This is a genomic window from Geobacillus thermodenitrificans subsp. thermodenitrificans DSM 465 (assembly GCF_000496575.1).
Lineage (GTDB): Bacteria > Bacillota > Bacilli > Bacillales > Anoxybacillaceae > Geobacillus > Geobacillus thermodenitrificans.
This window is the reverse complement of the sequence record NZ_AYKT01000009.1, coordinates 112857-134570: the sequence shown is the minus strand read 5'-3', so window position 1 is coordinate 134570 and position 21714 is coordinate 112857. Positions and strand designations below refer to the sequence as shown.

General features: G+C 47.0%; 15 protein-coding genes. 11 read left to right on the top strand and 4 right to left on the bottom strand.

The window, feature by feature from the left end; all coding sequences use genetic code 11:
• The 5 genes from DSM465_RS0111235 to DSM465_RS0111215 form a co-directional block, all read left to right on the top strand.
• A partial coding sequence (locus DSM465_RS0111235) for a C40 family peptidase (protein ID WP_029761380.1) occupies positions 1-807 on the top strand: 807 nt, incomplete at its 5' end.
• Positions 808-1484: 677 nt separating this feature from the next.
• On the top strand, positions 1485-2630 hold the full coding sequence (gene wecB, locus DSM465_RS0111230) for a non-hydrolyzing UDP-N-acetylglucosamine 2-epimerase (RefSeq protein WP_011888247.1): 1146 nt from the start codon (positions 1485-1487) through the stop codon (positions 2628-2630).
• An 80-nt stretch (positions 2631-2710) separates the two neighbouring features.
• Positions 2711-3118, top strand: a complete 408-nt coding sequence (locus DSM465_RS0111225) for a hypothetical protein (protein ID WP_035498466.1) — start codon at positions 2711-2713, stop codon at positions 3116-3118.
• Positions 3119-3293: 175 nt separating this feature from the next.
• Entirely contained in the window at positions 3294-4709 is a 1416-nt protein-coding gene (locus tag DSM465_RS0111220) for an N-acetylmuramoyl-L-alanine amidase (RefSeq protein WP_029761379.1), read from the top strand.
• Positions 4710-4822: 113 nt separating this feature from the next.
• A complete protein-coding gene (locus tag DSM465_RS0111215; protein ID WP_029761378.1) occupies positions 4823-6742 on the top strand; it encodes a S8 family peptidase in 1920 nt (639 codons plus the stop codon).
• A 169-nt stretch (positions 6743-6911) separates the two neighbouring features.
• Here the strand turns inward: DSM465_RS0111215 and DSM465_RS0111210 are convergent, their stop codons facing one another.
• Complete coding sequence (locus DSM465_RS0111210) at positions 6912-7094, bottom strand: T9SS type A sorting domain-containing protein (protein ID WP_029761377.1); 183 nt, start codon at positions 7092-7094, stop codon at positions 6912-6914.
• Between the two features lie 658 nt (positions 7095-7752).
• On the opposite strand from DSM465_RS0111210, the gene DSM465_RS0111205 reads away from it, so the two are divergent.
• Complete coding sequence (locus DSM465_RS0111205; RefSeq protein WP_011888242.1) at positions 7753-9639, top strand: S-layer homology domain-containing protein; 1887 nt, start codon at positions 7753-7755, stop codon at positions 9637-9639.
• A 113-nt stretch (positions 9640-9752) separates the two neighbouring features.
• Here DSM465_RS0111205 and murJ read toward each other — a convergent pair whose 3' ends face one another.
• The 3 genes from murJ to csaB form a co-directional block, all read right to left on the bottom strand.
• Positions 9753-11285, bottom strand: a complete 1533-nt coding sequence (murJ, locus tag DSM465_RS0111200) for a murein biosynthesis integral membrane protein MurJ (RefSeq protein WP_029761376.1) — start codon at positions 11283-11285, stop codon at positions 9753-9755.
• 66 nt (positions 11286-11351) lie between these two features.
• A complete protein-coding gene (locus DSM465_RS0111195) occupies positions 11352-12527 on the bottom strand; it encodes a glycosyltransferase family 4 protein (protein ID WP_011888240.1) in 1176 nt (391 codons plus the stop codon).
• Positions 12524-13657 carry a polysaccharide pyruvyl transferase CsaB gene (gene csaB / locus DSM465_RS0111190; RefSeq protein WP_011888239.1) on the bottom strand — a complete coding sequence of 378 codons (1134 nt, stop codon included), beginning with the start codon at positions 13655-13657 and terminating at the stop codon, positions 12524-12526. Before csaB ends, DSM465_RS0111195 begins: the two co-directional genes overlap by 4 nt.
• Before the next feature lie 172 nt (positions 13658-13829).
• Here csaB and DSM465_RS0111185 point away from each other — a divergent pair, with 172 nt between their 5' ends.
• The 5 genes from DSM465_RS0111185 (at position 13830) to DSM465_RS0111165 (ending at position 21394) form a co-directional block, all read left to right on the top strand.
• Positions 13830-15122 carry a nucleotide sugar dehydrogenase gene (locus tag DSM465_RS0111185; RefSeq protein WP_029761374.1) on the top strand — a complete coding sequence of 431 codons (1293 nt, stop codon included), beginning with the start codon at positions 13830-13832 and terminating at the stop codon, positions 15120-15122.
• A gap of 6 nt (positions 15123-15128) precedes the next feature.
• Complete coding sequence (locus DSM465_RS0111180) at positions 15129-15866, top strand: WecB/TagA/CpsF family glycosyltransferase (RefSeq protein WP_011888237.1); 738 nt, start codon at positions 15129-15131, stop codon at positions 15864-15866.
• Positions 15867-15878: 12 nt separating this feature from the next.
• A complete protein-coding gene (locus tag DSM465_RS0111175) occupies positions 15879-17000 on the top strand; it encodes a glycosyltransferase family 4 protein (RefSeq protein WP_029761373.1) in 1122 nt (373 codons plus the stop codon).
• A 3-nt stretch (positions 17001-17003) separates the two neighbouring features.
• The gene (locus tag DSM465_RS0111170; RefSeq protein ID WP_011888235.1) at positions 17004-18413 is read left to right on the top strand and encodes an O-antigen ligase family protein; all 1410 of its coding nucleotides are present in this window, start codon (positions 17004-17006) and stop codon (positions 18411-18413) included.
• Between the two features lie 374 nt (positions 18414-18787).
• On the top strand, positions 18788-21394 hold the full coding sequence (locus tag DSM465_RS0111165; protein WP_029761372.1) for an S-layer homology domain-containing protein: 2607 nt from the start codon (positions 18788-18790) through the stop codon (positions 21392-21394).
• Positions 21395-21714 lie beyond the last annotated feature (320 nt).

Here is a 21714-nt window from a genome sequence, read left to right as displayed (position 1 = left end):
GTTCAAACGAATTTAAAACAGCTTGGCTATTTTACATATCCGGAGATCACCGGTTATTACGGAACCATTACCGCTGATGCTGTTCGTCGTTTTCAAAAGGACAACGGCCTGCCAGTGACCGGCTCGGTCGATTCAACAACGTTCGGGCGCATTGAAGATGCGGTGAAGAAAAAAACAGCCCCGCCGGCCGAAGAAAACCGCACTTCCATTTATTTGACGATCGGTACGCGTGGCGAAGAGGTGAAGCGGGTTCAGACGAAATTAAAACAGCTTGGTTATTTTACATATCCGGAGATCACCGGTTATTACGGAACCATTACCGCTGACGCTGTCCGTCGTTTCCAGAAGGATGCCAAACTTCAGGCGAACGGCATCGTCGATAGCCAAACGTACGAACGTCTCATCGGACAAGCTCCAGCATCCAAAGGTCAAGCCTCAGCGTCCAAACTCGATGTCATGGAACTGATTGCTGATGCGGCTGAGCTGCTCGGCAAGCCATACGTTTGGGGCGGTGAAACTCCGCAGGTTGGCTTTGACTGCAGTGGATTCATCTACTATTTGTTCGCCCAGCAAGGCATTTCGTTGCCGCGGACGGTAGCGGACATTTGGAACGTCGGGAAACCCGTCTCCTCTCCAGCGGTTGGAGACATCGTGTTTTTTGAGACATATAAAAAAGGACCTTCTCACGCTGGCATCTATATCGGCAATGGCCAGTTCATCCATAGCGGTAGTTCGACGGGTGTGACGATCAGCCGCCTTGACCAATCGTATTGGAAGCAACGGTATTTAGGAGCAAAGCGGTATTAGTGCATGAACCGACTCTTTCGAAGGCCCTTCCGCTGCTCGGAAAATGGATGGCGTGACTAGCAAAAAAGCGCTGGTTTTTCTAGAGCCACGAATACTTGGAGCGATAGAATCGACGGTTTTGGCAGGGGAAAAGCGCGGCGGCGCAACCGAGACGTTGGCAGTTTGATTTAGCAGCGGCAGACTGATATAGCGAAATGGAGCACGAACTGCTTATGCGGGGTCGTGCTTTTTCATTTGGCAGCCAACTGCTGTCGAGAAAACCGGTGAAAATCGCCCGTTTTTGATACCGATGGTTTCGGAGAACCTTCAACATCAAAGTCCCCTTTTTGTGCTCTGTTTTTGATTCAATCATCATTCTTCTAGCAGGATGGCGATGGAACGAAACATCCTGCTTTCCAACAATACTTCTCAAAGGGAGAACCTTCGTCACATCAGTTTTTCATTTTGTGGGTCTCACGCTGGTTAGAGGCGATCTTTTTTCACCGGCCTTATAAGGTGAAAGGGAAACGCTGGTGTTGGGTTAGCGCCGCTAGTTATGTCGGTAGAAGCAAGGGTGTTTCCGAGCCGTGAGTTTTTGGAAATGGAAAACCGAAAGTTGAGCAAGCGCCTCACTTATGGTAATGTAATTTGTTGAGGTTTTCTTTACTATAGATGAATCGGAATAAGCAGGTGAAACGATGGGAACGAAACGAAAAGTGATGACGATTTTCGGTACAAGACCCGAAGCAATCAAAATGGCGCCGCTTGTGTTGGAGTTGCAAAAACATTCCGAGTGGATCGAACCGATTGTCACTGTCACCGCGCAACACCGACAAATGTTGGATCAGGTATTGGAAATATTCGGCATTCATCCGGATTACGACTTGAACATTATGAAAGACCGCCAGACACTCGCTGGTATTACAACTCGCGCCTTAGAAGGTCTCGACGACATTATGCGGAAAGTCAAGCCGGATTTAGTGCTCGTGCATGGTGATACGACGACGACGTTTGTCGCTAGTTTAGCTGCTTTTTATCACCAAATTGCGATCGGCCATGTCGAGGCTGGGCTGCGCACATGGAATAAATATTCCCCATTTCCGGAAGAAATGAACCGGCAGCTGACCGGGGTGATGGCTGATCTTCACTTCGCGCCGACGAAAAAAGCGTACGACAATTTAATCCAAGAAAATAAAAAACCGGAGTCGATCTTTATTACCGGCAACACTGCGATCGATGCGTTAAAAACGACGGTGAAAGACGATTACCACCACGACATTCTCAACAAAATCGGTAATGACCGGATGATTTTGTTGACGGCTCATCGCCGTGAAAACCTTGGCGAAACGATGCGGGGCATGTTCCGGGCCATTAAGCGTCTTGTCGAAACATATGACGATATCCAAGTCGTCTACCCTGTCCATTTGAACCCGGCAGTAAGGGAAGCGGCAGCTGAAGTGCTTGGCGATGACCCGCGCATTCATTTAATTGAACCGCTCGATGTCTTCGATTTCCATAACTTTGCTGCTCGGGCGTACTTAATTTTGACCGATTCCGGCGGCGTACAGGAAGAAGCTCCGTCCCTCGGTGTTCCTGTCCTCGTGTTGCGTGACACGACCGAACGGCCGGAAGGTATTGAAGCTGGGACGCTGAAGTTGGCTGGAACGGACGAAGATACGATTTATCAGATGGCGTCAGAGCTCTTAACGAACCGAAACGAATACGAAGCCATGGCGAAGGCATCCAACCCGTACGGAGACGGACAAGCTTCGAAACGAATCGTCGAGGCGATTTTATACCATTTCGGCTATACCGCACAGCGGCCGGAGGCGTTTCATCCGTAAATGGTTACATGTGTCTGCCCGTGAAGGGAAAAAGGGTTCAGAAGAATTTGATGAAAGAGAGGAGGTCAAGGAGAGCAACGATGTTGAACCATCTCCCAAAAGAAGTAAAAATTAGCGTGACAAGATCGATTTCATCGGCGTTTGAAAAATATATGGAATCGATTCAATGGGATGAGCAAAAATACGCAATGGACAAGTTTTTGGCTTATTGGCGAGAATACGCGGAAAAGCATGCATCATGGTTTCACCAGCTAGATGATGCGGTCAAACGCGATCCGCGTTTTCATAAGGAACTAGCGGATAAAATTAATGAAGTAATCGGGAAAATATTGAATGAGCCGCCGACGGAACAGGAAATCAAAACGTTAAATGGACTCATTGACCGGCTGGGGATTGCTGATATTGACTATACGTGTAAAATGGAGGCAAAGTATCATATTCGTCGATTAACGGAACAGGAGCACTTGCCGCACGGCAGTTGCAAATAGAGGAGAGAGCATGTTGACACATTCAAGCGGTGGTCGAACATATATGTGACCATCGCTTTTTTTTGTTTATGAAAAATATACTACTTTATGAAAAATGTACTACAAATCTATTCATGACATCTAGGATTTATGGTAGAATAAGAGAAAAAATTTGTCGAAAAGGGAGACAGGGTGTATGACAAAGAAGATTTTTATCTCTTTTTGTCTTATATGGCTGGCGGTGTGGCCGATGCCGATGAGCCATCCGCAGGCTGCACCGTATTTTCACGACGTGGGCACGACCCACAGGGCAAAAAATGAAATTTATTACTTAGCCGAAGGGGGAATTGTGCTAGGGAGTGTATCGGGCTATTTTTATCCGTCGAAACATGTAACAAGGGCGGAAGCTGCCGCCATTATTGGGCGGACGTTAAACTTTGACGGGAAGCAGCGCGACACCCGTTTCAAAGATGTTGGAAAAGGAAATTTTGCCTCTGGATACATACAAGAAGCAGCTGAGCGCAACATTATCAGCGGCTACAAAGATGGGACGTTCCGACCTAATCAACTTGTAACGCGTGGGGAAATGGCCCTGCTCATTAATCGGGCTTATTCGCTTGGCGGAACTACACGATCAACGGCGGTGCAGCAATTGAAAATCAAGGGAATCGCGGAAGGGAAAGCTGATGGCACATTTGGTGAAGATGAGCCGATTATTCGGGCGGACTTTGCTGTATTTGTTGCAAGAGCCATCAATCCGCAATATCGTGTGAATGGTGGCGAGCTGACACCGATCGGTCAAGCCGTTGTCAACGCTTCGTCATTGAATGTCCGACGCGGTCCGTCTACGAGTTATAGCGCCGTAAGTCTATTATATAAAGGACAGTCTGTCGATATTTTACATATTGTTGGCAACTGGGCGTATATTCGTGCATCAGACTTAGAAGGTTTCGTAAGTCGCAGTTATTTATCGGCCAAGGGTGCTTCACAGCCTGACGCAGGAGATGCGCTATCAAACTATGTAAAAACGCAAACGATCATTATTGACCCTGGGCATGGAGGCAATGACCCTGGTGCGACAGCAAATGGTCTTGTGGAAAAAAATATTAATTTGAATGTCGCACTGAAAGTGAAATCGTTGTTTGAAGGTACGGGCTTTAACATCGCCCTAACGAGGGAGAAAGATGTATTCATTCCGCTCAGCGAGCGCGTCTCCTTTGCGAAAGAGAAGGGAGGAAATGTGTTTGTCAGCATTCATACGAATGCTGGGGGTGGAACGGGAACAGAGACGTATTATTATAGTGCTGCAGCAACAAATCCATATGTCGAACAAAGCAAAAAGCTGGCGCAGTGTATTCAAAAGCGGCTCGTCGCGGCATGGGATGCTGTTGACCGTGGGACAAAAAGAGGCAATTTGCACGTATTGCGCGAAAACAGTATGCCCGCTGCATTAGTGGAGCTAGGTTTTATTGATCGGAAGGAAGATGCACAGAAGCTTGGATCGTCGTATTGGCAAGAACAAGCGGCTAAAGCTATTTATCTTGGTATCCTTGACTACTATGCCTCAGAAACCGGTTTGAACTTTCAACCGTTATATGATCGGGTTCAGTAGCTGCGAAGACAATGCGCCTTCCGATTCATCGAAGTTTTTTGACTATGGAATTGGCTGCTGAAACATAGCGGCTTGACCCAGCTAGTGCGTGAGTTGGGGAGAGGGGTCAGATAATGAAAAAGTGGTGGATGTTGACCATCTGTATTGTGTTTATAGTTGCAGCAGTAGTACCAGTTCGTGCAGCTGCTGCTTCTCATCCATTGTTTGCCAATGTCATTGTCGTGTTTCAACAACAAGTGGATGAACAAGCAGTGAAAACGTTGCATGGGAATGTCACCAAACGGTTTGAAGTGATTCCCGCGGTGGCAGCAACACTTCCTGTTACGGCTGTCGAGTTGTTACGCCGTTGGCCGGGGGTTGATTATGTACAGCAAGATACAACGGTGGCAATTGATGGCCAGATCACCGACTGGGGAGTGGAAAAGGTGAAAGCGCCCGTGATGCACACCCACGGTGTAACAGGAAAAGGAGTGAAAATCGCGATTTTAGATACGGGCGTTGACCTAAAGCACCCGGATTTGCGTGTAGTGGGCGGCGCTTGCGTGTTGTCCTATTGCCCTAATTCCTATCAAGACGATAACGGGCATGGCACTCACGTAGCCGGGATTATTGCGGCAAAAGATAACGATATCGGGACGGTCGGGGTGGCTCCCGATGCGAGTATTTATGCAGTGAAGGTGCTAGACCGTTACGGCGAGGGAAATGTATCCGATATTTTATCAGGCATCGAATGGGCAATGAAGCATCGTGTAGATATAATTAATTTAAGCTTAGCTGCTCCAGAAGATGCTCCTGCCTTGAAAGCGGCCATTCGGAAAGCGTACGAAAGCGGGATTTTAGTCGTTGCTGCCGCTGGTAACAACGGCTATGCTAACGGCACAGGTGATACGGTCGAATATCCAGCGAAGTATGATAGTGCCATTGCTGTCTCTGCTGTGAATAAAGAAAATGTTCGGTTGCCATACTCGGCGACGGGACCAGCGATCGAAGTAGCGGCTCCTGGGGAGGGTGTTTATAGCACTGTGCCGGTTGCTCTTGACGGTGATGGCCGTCGTGACGGATATACGCATATGTCTGGAACGTCGATGGCGGCGCCATTTGTCACAGGGGTGCTCGCTTTGTATAAGCAACAATATCCGGAGCGGACGAATATCGAATTGCGCCAAATGTTAAGAGATCGTGCCTTGGATTTAGGGACACCCGGGAGGGATCCGTGGTACGGCTATGGACTCGTACGGGCCGTGTCCAACCAACCGCCCGAGCTGAAAGTGAAGCTATTGTCGGTGAAAAAAGGAGAAGTCGCTTTTTCCGTCACCTTGTCAGGAAGCGCAGTAAAAGGGTATCGTGTATATCGGAACGGAAAACAGATCGAAACGCTGCAAACAGCGGGGACGTATACAGACTATGTCGTTAAAGGAACATACCAGTACGAATTTGCTTCGATACGCAATGATGGGGCAGAATCAGCATTAACAGCTCCCATCACGGTGAACGTACCGGATCCCTATTATAAAGACGTGTCAGCGAGCGCTTGGTATATGCCGGAGATTGCCTACTTATCAAGCCGAGGGATAGTGTCCGGCTATAACAATGGAACGATTCAGCCTTATAATACGATCACGCGTGCCGAAGTAGCGGTGATGCTTGGTCGGGCGCTGCATCTTGATGCGACAAAGCGAGCGACGGTGTTTCGCGATGTTGCTTCATCCGATTTCGCCTCTGGTTACATTCAATCCGCCTATGAGCGCGGGCTGATCAACGGGTATCCGGATGGAACGTTTCGACCACAGCAGCCGATTACGCGTGCTGAGACAGCTATCATTTTATCGCGGGCTTATCCACTGCCGGGCGGTTCATCGATGATGTTTAAAGATGTGACGGCAAGAGTGACCGGGCATGAGGCCATCGCCAAGCTCGCTGCCGCCCGAATCGCGGAAGGATATCCCGATGGAACGTTTCGGCCATATCAGTTTGTCAAACGACTTGAATTTTTTGTCTTTACGGCTCGTGCCGATAACGAGCGGTTTCGGTGAAACGAAGAGGTTGGTTGGGCAGATTGTTTCTTCTCGCAAAATAACCGCTCGTTCCACAACTATGGCTGAATGTGCATAGACAGGAAAAAGGTGTCCCAGCTGTTTGGGGCACTTTTTTCATCTAGCTAGGAAAGGGAAGCTGCTGACGGTGATTCGCTTCACTTGTCTGTTAACGTTGTTCGCTCCCCAGTTTATACGGCGGACTGGTGCTTGCGTTGCCGAACGCGTCTTCCACTTTAATCCAATAGTTGCCTTTCGACAGTTTGATGGTCAGGTATTCATCATCGCCTTTTGTATAATCATCTCCTTTCGCAATCAGTTTTCCGTTTGCGTTATAGACCGCTATTACCACGTCAAGATCAGAAGGAACGTGCAACTTGTATCGTATATGTGGCCGTTTCGCGGGCGGTAAACTTGTAATAGTCTACATCCCCTTGGGATGATGATACATTCATCTATTCGGTGTTATAACAGGTTCCTTGTTTTGGAGTTCGAAGAGGCAACGGACTTTGACGGCACATTGTGATGCACGGTGGAGTTACGGTCTTCGTCTTGCTGATTAGCTGAATTCGTTTGGCCGTTCGGGGAAAGACCAGGGAGATTGAGCGGCTGGACGATAGTGGTTGGATTTTTTGTCACTGATGCTAGTGCCAGGAATGGTGGGCTGTTCTCTAACAATCTGCGTAAAAAGTCATATCTAGTGACAGAAGGATTCGAGAATGATATCGTTTTTTCAAAGCTTCTCTCCTTTTTCAGAAAGTTAGTAATCGCATAAAGTATTACTATATAATTGAATAAAATCCCTATGTTTTTTCTTGCTGTTTCCGAAAGTATTACAAAAGCAACAAAAATTTAATGTAAATGTAATAAAAATGCAATAAACATATCTGCAATACTTGTTAAAATATGACTATGTCGAAACACTAACCATTTTGTCGTTAGTTCACGGGTAGTACATAAGTCTTTGATCTATCAATCTACAAATAGGATAAATAGGGGAGGAGAAATGATTGCGTCGAATCGTTAGTCTTGTTCTTGTATTGAGTTTATTGTTTGTAAACAGTTCCGTGTCGTTCGCTGATGATATTACTGGTATCGCGTTGGAGAAGGAAATGCGGGCCATGGTGAACCAAGGGATTGTCCAAGGGTATTCGGAAGGGCAATATCGTCCAAACGAGCCAGTGACGCGTGGCCAGTTTGCGACGTTCCTTGCGCGAGCGTTGCAGTTGCCTAAGGTGACAGGAACTGTTTCATTTTCTGATGTTTCACCATCTTCGGCACTGGCCGATGGCATTTACAAAGCAAGTGCGGCCGGCCTTGTCCAAGGGTACTCCAATGGCACCTTCGGTACATATAAACAAATTACAAGAGAAGAAATGGCGCTGATGATTGATCGTGTGTTCGATTATTTGGAAATCGAGAAGCAAAGAGCGGACTTTTCTTCATTTACTGATCTTGACAATCTTTCATCTGCATCGCGGTTGGCGATTGCCAACAGCATTCATTACGGCATTATCCGTGGCATTCCGAATAAGGATGGAAAAACGTTCCGTTTTGACCCGAAAGCAGCAGCAACGCGGGCACATGCAGCGGCGTTTTTGTACCGCCTGCTCGAAGTGTGGGCTGAGCAAATACCGGAGATGGCCTATCAAATTGGGGCGATCGAAAAAGGGGAGCTCGTCATTTGGCCAAAGCGGTATGCCACGTTTGCTCAAGCTGAAGCGGCCTTAACCAATCCCGCTACTCAAGTGATCGTCCAAGGGACGAAAATCGTGAAAATGGCAAACGGCTATGCCATTGCTCAACCAGCTCCTGGAAATTCAACGACAACCATTTACAATGCTAGTTTGAGCACATCGCTTACTTACGTTCAGCCAAATACAGAAATGAAATATTTAGGAGCCGACGAGGAAAAAGTAAAAGTACAAATTGCCGATACAATCGGGTACGTAAAACAGGCTGATGTGTTGCTCGTTCCGACAGCGCTTTTGCAAGGGCGATCGTATTACCAAGTGACAAACGGCAATCTTGTTCATGTGATTTACAACACGACGAGCAATACGTATACGAGTTACACATACGGAAAAGCGCCGTCTTTTATGCAAGTGGGACAGAAGTACTATAGCTGGGATGGCGATACGTTTTATAATGAAGCTGGTCAGCACGTCGGTACGGCCTATCAATATTTCAATGTTCTATCGTTGCGGACAAAAACGAATTATACCGCCGATGAGCTGAATCGGTTTGTTGCCGCCTATCGTTCTCAAAGCCCATTGAAAGAGCTTGGTACCGCGTTTAAACAGGCGGAAGAGAAGTACCAAGTTAATGCTTTATACTTGCTAGCTCAAGCGATTTTAGAAAGCAATTGGGGATTAAGTCAGCTTGCGCAGACGAAAAACAACTTGTTCGGCATTAAAGCGTATGACAGCGATCCGCTCAATAGCGCCGATTCGTTCAAGTCGTTCGAAGAGTGCATCGATTATATGGCGAAAACGATCGTTGCTGGGCGATACGCGAATCCAAGCGATTGGCGCTATAACGGTGCCGTGCTTGGCGATAAGTCAGTCGGTTTTAACGTCCGTTACGCCTCTGACCCGTATTGGGGGCAAAAAATTGCTGGTTGGATGTATCAGGCTGACCAATTTTTAGGCAGAAAAGACATTGGCCGATATAAAGTGATGGTGACGAACACTGAAAGTGTCAATGTTCGACTGCAACCGGCAGTTGTTCCGCCAGTTTGGTATGAATATAAACAAGCGAACACACCGGTGACGGTGGTGGGAACAACGGCGAAACAGCCCGACGGCTACGTCTGGTATGAAATCGTTCCAGATTTGCCGACGCAAAAAGCGTATATTCGCGGCGATTTATTGTCGCCTCTGACCATCGTTAAGTAAAAAGGAAGGTGTCTCGAAAGGTTCGAGACACCTTTTCCTATGTCGGGAGATAGGCGAGCCTCTTTGTTCGATTCAGGCGGCGCAGGCAACGCCAACGGCTGAGAAGAAGGACGTTATGCCGACGGTTTCGGTTTCCGTTTCGAGCGGAGTGTGCGCAGCAACCGGTAAAATCCTTCACGATACAGGGCGTATACGCCCGCGATATAAATGGCTACACCAAGCGGAACAAGCACGGCAAGCGCAAGAAGCGCTGGCCACTGGTGGATGCTGGCCACTTCTTTCAGTCCATAGAGCAATCCCGCCATGATGGCTGTTGCGCTGCCGACGCGGACCAACAAGGATATCAATTTTTTCGCTTCCCCGCGTTCAAACTCTTTATAGACGGCGATTGAGCAGGCGGTGACGTAGTAGAGAGAAACGAGCGAGCTTGACAGCGCAATCCCAGCATAACCGAACGATTGAACGAGGGCATAGTTAAGGATGATATTTAACACAATTGTTGTGACACTAATCCGCAGTACGACCGCTGTTTTCCCTTTCGCATACATCGACTTGGCGACAATATATTGCAGCCCTTGAGTGACAATGAGCGGCAAGTAAAAGAGCAGGGCGACATAGGTGCGGTATGTGTCCGTTTCCGTGAACTGGCCGCGTTCATAGACGATCGCAATCGCAGCATCACCGATCACCCACAGCCCGGCCGCTACCGGCATTAACGTGATGAGAGAGAGCTCCATGCCGGTGAAAAACGTTTGTTGAAATTGGCGCGGCTTGTCCACTTGTTCGGAAAGTAATGTGAACAAAATCGCCGCGACGGTCGTGCCGTAAATCGTATGCGGGATGCTGACGAGCAGCGAGGCATTATTCAAATACGTGACTGCTCCTTCGATTGTGCCCGAGGCGAAGATTTTATCAATGAACATGTTCATTTGCCCGACGAACGCATTCAATAGCGAAGGGACGAGCAGGCGCAAAAACGTCTGTCGAAAATCGGGATCGATGGACAACGTCGGCGTCCATCGGTAACCGCTCCGATACAAATAAACAAACATTAGGACAATGCCTAACATAATTCCAAAGACAAACCCGTAAGCAAGGCTGTAAATGCCCCACACATCGGAAAACAACAGAGCAAACACTGCGCCCATCAGAGTAGCTAACAGCTTCGAAATTTGCGATGGAACAAAGATGCGCCGCCCTTGCAAATATGAATCTAAAATACCGTTTAAGGCAATGGCGCCCATAAACAAAAAGAAAATTTGCGTGATGTGGATCGCCACCGATTCAGTAACAGCTGCCATTCGTCCAAAAATGGCTGGGACGAAGGAGGGAGCCAGTAAATAACCGAGAACGGCAACGAGCAAAAAAATGGCGACAGTGGCGTTCATAATACCATTCGCGTTTCGCTCCGCTGCTTTAGGATTGTTTTGTTTCGCTTGAACGTACAACGGGAGAAAGACGTTATTGAATCCGACTGAAATGACAGCTAACACGAGCGTAATAAACGAAAACGCCAATAAGTAGCCATCCGTATATTCATTGGCGCCGAACTCCTTAGCAATAATGCTTTCTCGCAAAAAACCAGCTACTTTAACGACGAGGGCGAGCAGCGTGATCCAAATCGCCGTCCGTTTTAATGAGGGCATGCGTGTCACTTCCTTCATTCAAAATTGAAAAAGGCCGTCCCTGATGACAAAGAGACGGCCGTGATGTTATGGCGCCAGCGCGGCTCGATAAATGTCTTCGTACTTTTTCGCTGCTGATAAGTGGGAATATTCGTCTTCGATTTTCCGTCTCGCTGCTTGTGCCAGTTGTTGTCCAAACTCCGGATGATCGAGTAGTTCGATGATGGCTTGAGCGAGTTCATCCACATTTTTTTCCTCGACGAGTAGGCCGTCTTGCCGGTGGCTGACGATCTCTTTCAAGCCCCCGACCGCTGAAGCGATGAGCGGCGACCCTGATCCCATGGCTTCTAAGGCAGAAATGGATGTCGCCTCTTCCACTCCGGCGGAGTGGACGCTTGGAACAAGTACAATGTCCGAGAGGGCATAATACTCGGTCATCGTCTCATGCGGAATAGCGCCAAGCAACTTCGCCTTTTCGCTCAGCCCTTGCTGTTCGATGAGCGACTTCAGCTCCTCGTACGCTTCGCCCATTCCGGCATAAATGAGCATGGCGTTTGGGTATTTTTCCAATACGTGTGGCAAGGCAATCGCTGGATAAATGACCCCGTTTTTTTTCGTCAGCCGTCTTGGCACAAAAATGACAGCCGCGTCTTCAGGCAACCCGTGTTTTTTCCGGTAGGCGAGTCGATTCGATTTCTCTGGTTTGAATCGATCCACATCGATAAAGTTGCGAATGGCGGTCGCTTCCACTCCGGCTTTTTCCCGCACATACTTTTTAATGCGTTGGTCAACGGTAATAATTTTCCGCGTTTTCGTATACGCCTCGATTTCTTTCTCCAATAAGTGCTGCGCCTGTTCGCTTCCCTCCACCACTGCACCTCGGCTGATGGCTTCGTACGTCATGTAGCCGTGCACGGTCGTCACCGTCGGGATGCCAGATGGCAGTGCAGCCAACGTCGCAAACACTTCTTGGGCATTGATCACATCATATCGCTCGTTAGCGGCTTTGTCGGCGATGAGACGGGAAAGAAGCCGCTGTCTCACTGCATGGCTCCAAATAATGCCCGTTCCTTTTGACACTTTATTCAGCAAAAAGCTTGGTCCCTTAGCCAGCACCATTTGCTTGGCTGGGGGAACATCGCTGAATGAAACGATGTCTACACGATGCCCCCGTGCCTCAAGCCCAGCTTTCAATGTGGTTACATGGGTGGATAACCCTCCGGCATGCGGATAGTCAAAGACAGTTGCTAGCAAAATATTCATCGGCGATCTTCTCCTTGCGGGAAAAATTTTTCTTTCAACAGCCGAATGTTTTCCATGGCCTCCTGACGCATTTGCTTGGCGTTGTTTTGAACAACCGCACTGACGGCTTCACGCTCAGCGAGCATATACCGGGCGTTGTTCACGAGCCGATCAACGTCGATCTCCTCCAGACGGAACGAATAGTCCCACATGCCGGACCGCTTCAGCAAACTCTCCACTTTCGGGTCATAACTGAGACCGATATGCGGGACGCCTGTCAAGGCCGAAAAAATGAGCGAATGCAAACGCATGCCGATCGTCAAACGGCAACGGCTAATAAAATGTAAATATTGGTTCGGTGTAAAATCTGGGCCGAGAATATGACAAGCGGACCGATGATTCATTTGTTCGACGACTCGCTCAGATGCACGCACATCATGATGTCCTTCCATCGGCACGAAGACCGGCGTAATGCCCTCGAGTTCGATCAACTGATCGAGCGCGCGGGCGATTTTTCCATAATAGTCGCGTTGATCAAGCCACGGACGCACCGATACGGCGACGAGCTGTTCATCGCCACGAAGCGGAAGGCTTTCAAGGCAAGCATTATCTTCCTTATGATGAAAAGCAAAGACAATATCAGCGGTGACGACCGTCTCTGGTCTTGTCACGCCTAGCTCGTGAAGCAACTGTTTCGAATACGCATCGCGGACAGTAATAAAATCAGCCATATTGGCAAACACTTTCATTAAAATCTTTCCCCACGTCGTGTTGACCGGTCCGATCCCTTGCGAGAAAAACATGACTTTCGTCCCGCACAACTTCGCTAAAAACACAATTAATAAATAATAAGGAAGCGGACCGAACAAAAAGCGTGTTGGATACGTATCTTGAAGCAGCCCTCCACCGCCGCTGATTAATAAATCGGCTTCGCGCAGCGCCCGAATTTTTCCTTTATTATCATGGCGCCATCCACGGTATACGCTTTTCACCCCATGCGCTTTCGCTGTTTGTTCGGGAGACAGGGAAAACACAGTAATATCCGGGTTCGGCAATTCGGCTCGAAGATTGTCGATAATCGCTTCTAAAATGGCTTCATCTCCCGTATTGCCAAGTCCATAAAAGCCAGAGATGACAATTTTCAACGACATAACTCCTCCTCTTAAACGAACATCGTTCCACAAAAATCAACCTTAATTGTAGCATTTGCCTATTATAGATTCAATGATGCAAAATGGATGATGGTTTGTTATACTATAACGTGATTGGTCGAAAAAGCTCGAAAAAAGGTAATTCTAGTTTACAAAAAGAGAGGTTTTCACGATGAAAAAAGTGTGTGTCGTCGGGCTAGGTTATATTGGACTTCCGACGTCAGCAATATTTGCCGCTGCTGGATTTGACGTTGTCGGCGTGGATGTGAGCGAAACCGTCGTTGCAACGATCAACAGCGGCAACATTCATATTGAAGAAACAGGATTAGCCGAACTTGTCAACCGGGTCGTCAAAGAAGGGAAATTCCGGGCGCAGCTCGCTCCGGAAGAGGCAGATGTGTTCATCATTGCCGTTCCGACACCGATTCATGACGATTATACTGCCAACATCGACTACGTTATTGAAGCGACGAAATCGGTAGCGCCATATTTGCGGAAAGGAAACGTCGTCATCGTTGAATCGACGATTCCACCACGCACGATGGACGATGTCGTCGCACCGATCATTCGCGAGCACGGTTTTGACCCGGAGCAAGATGTGTATTTGGCTCATTGCCCAGAACGTGTCTTGCCGGGCCGCATTTTAATTGAACTCGTCGAGAACACAAGAATCGTCGGCGGTGTCACGAAAGAGGCAGCAAAACAAGCAGCCGACGTCTACCGGGCGATCGTCAAAGGCGAAGTGATTGAGACGGAAGCTGTGACTGCTGAAATGGCGAAATTAATGGAAAATACGTTCCGTGATGTCAACATCGCTTTAGCAAATGAACTCGTAAAAATCGCGCAACGTGTCGGCGTCAATGCTCATAAAGTCATCGAGCTTGCCAATAAACACCCGCGCGTCAATATTCATTTGCCAGGCCCTGGTGTCGGTGGGCATTGCTTGGCCGTTGATCCGTACTTTATCGTCGAAAAGGCGAAAGAAGAGTCGCAGCTCATCCAAACGGCGCGCCGCATTAATAACTCGATGCCACACTTTGTCGTCGAGCAAGTGAAACGCATGACGGCGGAACTCGAAGCGCCGGTCATCGCCGTCTTCGGCTTAACGTACAAAGGCAATACGGACGATGTGCGCGAGAGCCCGGCCATTGAAATCTACGAAGAGCTGCGGCGGAACGAGCGGTTTGACGTCCGTGCTTACGACCCGCACGTTAAGCCGTCGCAAGTGCCGTTTCCGCTTTCTACGAAAGAGGAAGCACTCGATGGGGCACATCTTGTCGTTGTCTTAGCTGACCATAACGAATTCAAAACACTAACAGCCGAGGAATTGGCGTCGATGAAAACCAAGGTCATCTTCGATACGAAAAATTGCATCGGTCTTGACGATGAAGACGTGACGGTATATCAAATCGGCCATTTATCGGTCGTCCAAGCTATTCAAGAACAACCACCGGAGAGAGTATGATCAGCTATGGAAAAAGAGCAATATTTAGGGGTGTACGTCTCCACCTTAACGTATGACGACATTCTTGCTGATATCGAAAAGCGGATGGAAGCCGGCCAAAAATCGACGATTATTGCCGTCAACCCGGAAAAAGTGATCGCTGCAGGCAAAAATGATGAACTAAAACAGCTCATTAACACGGCGACGTACCAGATTCCGGACGGCATCGGTGTCGTGTTGGCTTCGAAGTTAAAAGGCGGGCATCTCGCATCAAGGGTGACGGGCATCGACTTGATGGAGCGGCTCATCGCTCGGGCAGCGGAAAAAGGATATCGCGTCTTTTTGTATGGTGCCAAAGAAGAGGTCGTGAAAAAAGCGAAAGAAAACCTCGAAGCGAAATACCCTCGTCTTTGCATTGCTGGTTACATGAACGGGTATGTGAACGATGATGAAGCGGTTGTTCAAGCCATTAATGAGGCAAACGCCGATATACTGTTTGTCGCTCTTGGCAGCCCGAGACAAGAGCTATGGATCCGAGCGCACATGGATCGGCTCAACGTGAAAGTGTTTCAAGGAGTCGGCGGGAGCTTTGACGTGTTTGCCGGACATGTCAAACGGGCGCCAAAATTGTTCCGAACGCTTGGCCTCGAATGGCTGTACCGGCTCGTCACCGATCCAAAACGGTTCAAACGGCAGCTCGCCTTGCCGAAATTTCTTTGGAAAGTACTGACCGAAAAACGCACAGCCGGCGAGTCCGGCTGCTAGGGAGAGATGACGGTGAACGTGTTGCACGTCATTAGCGGCGGGGAAACAGGAGGGTCACGCAAACATGTCGTCACCCTTTTATCGAAGTTTGCCCCGGGTACCGCGACACTCGTCGTGTTCCAAGATGGGCCGCTCGCTGCGGAGGCGCGTCAAGCGGGGATCGATGTGCGCCTTCTTGCCCAATCATCCCGCTATGATTTGTCCGTGCTATCGAAGCTTGTTGCGCTCATTCGTCGCGAACGTTTCGATATTTTGCATACACATGGGCCGCGCGCCAATTTGTACGGCGCGCTCATCAAACGGAAAATCGCCATCCCATGGATGACGACTGTCCATAGCGATCCGCGCCTCGATTTTATGAAATCAGGATGGAAAGGAAAATGGTTTACCCGCCTCAACGTGTGGGCACTTCAGAAGGTAGACTATTTTTTTGCCGTCTCGGAACGGTTTAAAGAAAGTTTGATGGAGCTCGGCATTGCCGCTGAACGAATTCAAACGATTTACAACGGCATCGACTTTGATGATGCCCCCCGTCCGCACATGTTGCAGCGCGCTGATCTCGGGCTTCGGGAAGACGATTTGGTGATTGCCATGGTCGCCCGCCTTCACCCGATTAAAGGACATGCCCTCGTCTTTGAAGCCCTCGCCTCGCTTTCCGATCCCGATATGAAGCTGCTTGTTGTTGGCGATGGCCCGCTGGCATCCGAATTGCGTGAAAAAGCAACGCAAAGCGGCATCGGGCGTCAAGTGCAGTTTCTCGGGTTTCGCCGCGATGTGGCGGACATTTACGCGCTGTCTGATGTGGCCTTAATGGCTTCTTATAGCGAAAGCTTTCCGCTCGCCTTGCTTGAGGCGGCCAATGAACGTTTGCCGGTGATCTCCACCGATGTCGGCGGAGTAAGCCAACTCATCGCCTCTAGCGACATGGGGTGGATCGTCCCAGTTGGCGATCGCGCTGCGCTTGCTCAAGCTATGCGCGAAGCGCGCAGCCGAAGGCATGAGCTGAAAACGATGGGGAAACGGCTGTATGAACATGCCTCTACCCATTTTTCTTTACAGCGCTTATATGAAGAAACGATGGCCACGTACGAGCGCGTCTTGGCCATCTATCGAACTAGGAAAAAAGGAGTTTAAACGATGCGAGTTAGACAACCGTTCACATACTACGCCGTCTTATTGGCGCTTTTTCTCATTCCGCTCGTTTCGTACAAAATGTATATCGGCCCACTGCCGCTTTCCGCCGAAGTTGTGATGATTCCGCTCATCACGTTGGCAGCGCTAGTCGATTATAGGCAGAGACGAATCAAACTGAATGATTTTCCGGTGAGGCCGATCTTGTTGGCATTTATTGCCTTTTTGCTCATCGCTATCGTCTCGTTAGTGAAAGCGGCTAGCCTTGCTCCGGCCATCATGGAGCTTGCCCGCTATCTGTCGTATGTCGTTTTGTTTTTCATTGTCGTCAAAGTCCAATTTACCCGCGAGCAATACGTGCGCTTTGCCCAATCGTTCGGACTTTCTGCTCTGCTTGTCGGCGTGTATGGGGTCATCCAGTACATTTTCGACATCTCGCTTAACACAGCAGGACTATACGCCTTGAAAGAAGCAAAAGGGCGCGTTGACTCTACTCTTGTCAATCCGAACTATTACGCGTCGTTTCTCAATCTTGTCATTCCTGCGTTGCTTTTATTCGCCGTTGTCTATTGGCGTGACAAAAAAGCGCAATTGCTGACGTTTGCCGTATACGCCATTTATGTCATCAACCTTGTCTTGACCTACACGCGTGCTGCTTGGGTCGCTATGCTTGGTGGATTGGTGCTTGTTATTCTGCTCATGCCGAAAACGTTCTTCAAAAACGTCATCCGCCCACACATTCTCGTATCGTTCGCGGTACTTTTAACCATTGTGTATTTCATGCCAGATGTGCAATCGCGTACTTACTCAGCAGTTTACGCGATGGAAAAAATCATTAGCCGTCACTTGCACAGTGACTCGACCAATCACGTCGATGGCAACAGCAGCGATGAAGACGGCGGATTTTTGGATGAAGAGCCTGATGATGAAGAAGCAACCCAAGACGAGGAGACGACCAACCGCGCTGTCGTTTCCCGCGTCACCCTTTGGAAGACAGGCTGGGTGATGATGAAAGAAAATCCGGTCATCGGTGTCGGCATCGGTAACTATTTAGTTCGCTATAAAGAGTATGTCACGAAATATCCGGAGCTGTATATTGGCCATGATCAATATTCCGTCCATAACTCGTACTTAAAAGTGGGGGCGGAAACCGGCTTCCTTGGCTTAATTGCTTTTGTTGCCATTTACGTTGTTTATTATGGGTACTTGCTTCGTCTTTACTTCGCGTCATCCGATCGCCTAGGTAAACTTATTACCGTCGCCTTAATCGCTGGCAGTGCTACTTTTATCGTGCAAAACTTATCGAACAACTTAATTTTCATCCCACAGTTGAATACGATCTTTTGGCTTATCTCGGGGCTGGCCATGGCGTTCGTCCATCAGGCCAGCGCCCGGTCGTCAAGAACGCAGGCATAAAGTCTGCGTATTTTTTTACTAAATACATTTACAACTTTTGGGTTTATTGTATAATAGTGTTTGTGACCTATATATTTCCTAATCGCCCAACATGATGAGAATTTTGTAAAAAACAGTTGAAAAATCCTATGTTTTTGATAGAATAGTAGTTGAGTTTGGGAGTTTTGACCTTTGTGGGTTGTACGATAGAATTATTTTTTATCGTGCTAATATACATACTCGTGTGGGTTGATATTCGTGGGTTAATCATCATCGCATGAGGCTGTGTTCCTGATCTCGTTAGCTAATCGAACGGCACAGGCATGCTAATTATCCTGATGCCTTCGATTCACTATAAAAATAAAAATATATGCAAAACGGGGAGGAAATCATTCATGGCTTATCAACCTAAGTCCTATCGCAAATTTGCTGCAACGACAGCAACAGCAGCCATGGTTGCATCTGCGGTAGCCCCTGTTGCTTCTTTAGCTGCAGGATTTACTGACGTTGCGCCGCAATACAAAGATGCGGTCGATTTCTTAGTATCGACAGGTGCAACAAACGGTAAAACAGAAACGCAATTCGGCGTTTACGAACAAATCACTCGCTTGGATGCAGCGGTCATCTTGGCGAAAGTATTGAAACTTGATGTAGAAAACGCAAAAGACGCTGGTTTCACGGATGTACCGAAAGACCGTGCAAAATACGTCAACGCGTTGGTTGAAGCGGGCATCTTGAACGGAAAAGGCAATGGTAAATTTGGTGCATATGACAACCTGACTCGTGTCGAAATGGCGAAAATCATTGCCAACGCTTATAAATTAGAAAAACAAAACGACAACGCGCTTCTGTTCACGGACGTCAACGCAACGTGGGCTCCGTTCGTTAAAGCGCTCTATGACAATGGCGTAGCGAAAGGTAAAACGGAAACAAGCTTCAACGCTTACGCAGATATCACGCGCGGTGAATTTGCGCTGTTGGTATATCGTGCGGCGAACTTGAATGTGGCTCCGGAAGTTGTATCGGTAAGTGCGATTAACTCTACACAAGCGGTTGTAACTTTCAAAGGTGAAATTGGTGAAGCTACAGCTACTAACTTCACAGTTGATAACGGATTAACAGTGGTTAAGGCAGAAATTAACCCTGATAATAAAAAAGAAGTTAAATTAACTTTCAACCAAGAATTTACAGATAAAGAAACTTACAAAATTACTGTGAATGGTGTAAAATCTGCTGCTGGTGTTGAATTAAAAGAAGCAACTACAGTAGAGTTTACTTATGAAATTGGTGAAGTTAGCAAAATTGAATTAACAAAAACTACATTTGTTCCAGGCGAAGACATTGCTGACTTTGTAAAACTAGTAAATGCTAACGGTGTTGATGTAACTGATAAATATACTGTAGAAATTTCTTCTACTTCATCAAAAGTTAGTACAACTGCTGGAACAGTTGGTTCTGTTTCTACAAGTGAAACTGCCTATGTACAAGTCACAGTTAAATCTGGTACTACTGTAGTTAAGCAAAGCGATGCAATTAAGGTTACTTTAGCACCAACTGCTATAACATCACTTGTTGGTTTTGGATTAGGTGATGATGTAGATAATGTATCTGCTTATAAACAAGCAGTAAAAGATGGGAAACTAACTTCTGAAATGAAAAAATCAGAAACTCCTAACTTGGAGCTTCTAGTAAAAGATAATAATGGTTCTGAGAAAGTATTATCTGCTAGCGATGTAACAAAAATTGAAAACTTAACTCCAACTGTTGCTACTGTGTCTGTTGTTGGTGACGAGTTAGTTGTTAATGCTTATTCTACTGGTACTGCGCAAGTTAAGTTAACAATTGGTGGCTTTGTAACTACTGTTAGCTTTACAGTTAAAGCAGATTCTACAATTACAAATGCAAATTTAAGTAAATCCAATGTTTACTTCAATACTGCATTAAATTCTGGCGAGACTGATTCTGTAAATGTCAACATCGTTGACCAATATGGTGAAAAAATCCAAGCAACAGTTACATCTAACGCTGTGTTTGTTGGAGGAACTAAAGTTGGTACATTAACTGCCAAATCTAGCAATACAAATGTTGCTACAGTTACAGTAAATGATGTTGCTTCAGCATCTTCTTCTCTTCCAATAACAATCACTGAAGTTGGAAAAGGAACTGCAACAATTACAGTAGAGTTTAAAGATACTAAAGGTAACGTAGTATTTACAAAAACTTTAACTGTAACAGGTAAAGATGCTGGCGCATTCGCTGGTTATGTAATTGAAACAGATGCTACAGAAATTGATTTGGACAAAGATGTTGCTCCTGAAACAAATGATGATGCAGTAAACTTTGCAGTTTACGAAGTTGATGCTCAAGGAAACAAAATTCAGGCTGTAACATCTGGCGTTACTTTAGAGATTCAAGGTTATGACAAAAACCCTGAAGTGAAAAATTATATTAATGTCGTTGGTCAGTCAGTAGCTGTTGTAAATGCAAATGCATACAAAGCTTTTGCTGGCTCTGGAACATTAAATGTAGATGTTAAAGTAAATAATACAAAGATTGGTACTAAAACAATCGCTTATAAAAATACTGATCCTGTAGCTACAAAAGCGGTTATCAATACTGCAGATATCGTTATTGATAACGATAAAATTAATGGTTCTGCAGATCAACCATTAACACTTACAGAGCTATTCTATGGACACTATGATGCAGTTGCTGGTAAATATACAATTGAGCCGAAGTTATCTATACTAGACCAAGCATCTAAAGCAATTGATTGGGATACAGCGGCTGCTCCTGGAACTTTAGTGAATACAGACACAATATCAAATATTGCATTTATAACAACAAATGAATCTAACGTAACTATTTCAGCTGGTACAGTGACTTTAAAACCAGGAAAAACATCTGGTTCGTTTACAGTAGTAGTTTCTGATGTAGATACTACAGCTGTATCAGATATCTTACCTGCTCCTGTAGCATTCAAAGTAACAATTGTTGACTAATTAATATGCTTAAGGACGGTGCTTGTCACCGCCAGAAAATGCCGAAAAGCTCTGCGGAGAGAAATTTCTGCGGGGCTTTTCTTTTTCCTTTCTTCAATTAAAAAGAAAAAAGGTAAAGCGACAATGGCTTTTCCCTGAAATGGATGTGGATGATATTCTAGTCATTTGAGACTTGAATCAACACCTCTTCTCGTTTCTGTTTTATTTGGTTTTCAAAAACGAACTAGTGAAGAATAAGGTCTTTTTGTCTATTTGTTTTTACCTACTATTTCCCAACCAGACGCCAGTTGGTTCCGTGCCTGCCACTACTACTCGGAAAA

Excerpts from the sequence above, each read along its gene's own strand:
- DSM465_RS0111170 (WP_011888235.1), top strand. The coding sequence starts at position 17,004 with ATGCGAGTTAGACAACCGTTCACATACTACGCCGTCTTATTGGCGCTT.
- murJ (WP_029761376.1), bottom strand. The coding sequence starts at position 11,285 with ATGCCCTCATTAAAACGGACGGCGATTTGGATCACGCTGCTCGCCCTC.
- DSM465_RS0111195 (WP_011888240.1), bottom strand. The coding sequence starts at position 12,527 with ATGAATATTTTGCTAGCAACTGTCTTTGACTATCCGCATGCCGGAGGG.
- DSM465_RS0111165 (WP_029761372.1), top strand. The coding sequence starts at position 18,788 with ATGGCTTATCAACCTAAGTCCTATCGCAAATTTGCTGCAACGACAGCA.
- DSM465_RS0111215 (WP_029761378.1), top strand. The coding sequence starts at position 4,823 with ATGAAAAAGTGGTGGATGTTGACCATCTGTATTGTGTTTATAGTTGCA.
- DSM465_RS0111185 (WP_029761374.1), top strand. The coding sequence starts at position 13,830 with ATGAAAAAAGTGTGTGTCGTCGGGCTAGGTTATATTGGACTTCCGACG.
- DSM465_RS0111225 (WP_035498466.1), top strand. The coding sequence starts at position 2,711 with ATGTTGAACCATCTCCCAAAAGAAGTAAAAATTAGCGTGACAAGATCG.
- DSM465_RS0111220 (WP_029761379.1), top strand. The coding sequence starts at position 3,294 with ATGACAAAGAAGATTTTTATCTCTTTTTGTCTTATATGGCTGGCGGTG.
- csaB (WP_011888239.1), bottom strand. The coding sequence starts at position 13,657 with ATGTCGTTGAAAATTGTCATCTCTGGCTTTTATGGACTTGGCAATACG.
- wecB (WP_011888247.1), top strand. The coding sequence starts at position 1,485 with ATGGGAACGAAACGAAAAGTGATGACGATTTTCGGTACAAGACCCGAA.
- DSM465_RS0111180 (WP_011888237.1), top strand. The coding sequence starts at position 15,129 with ATGGAAAAAGAGCAATATTTAGGGGTGTACGTCTCCACCTTAACGTAT.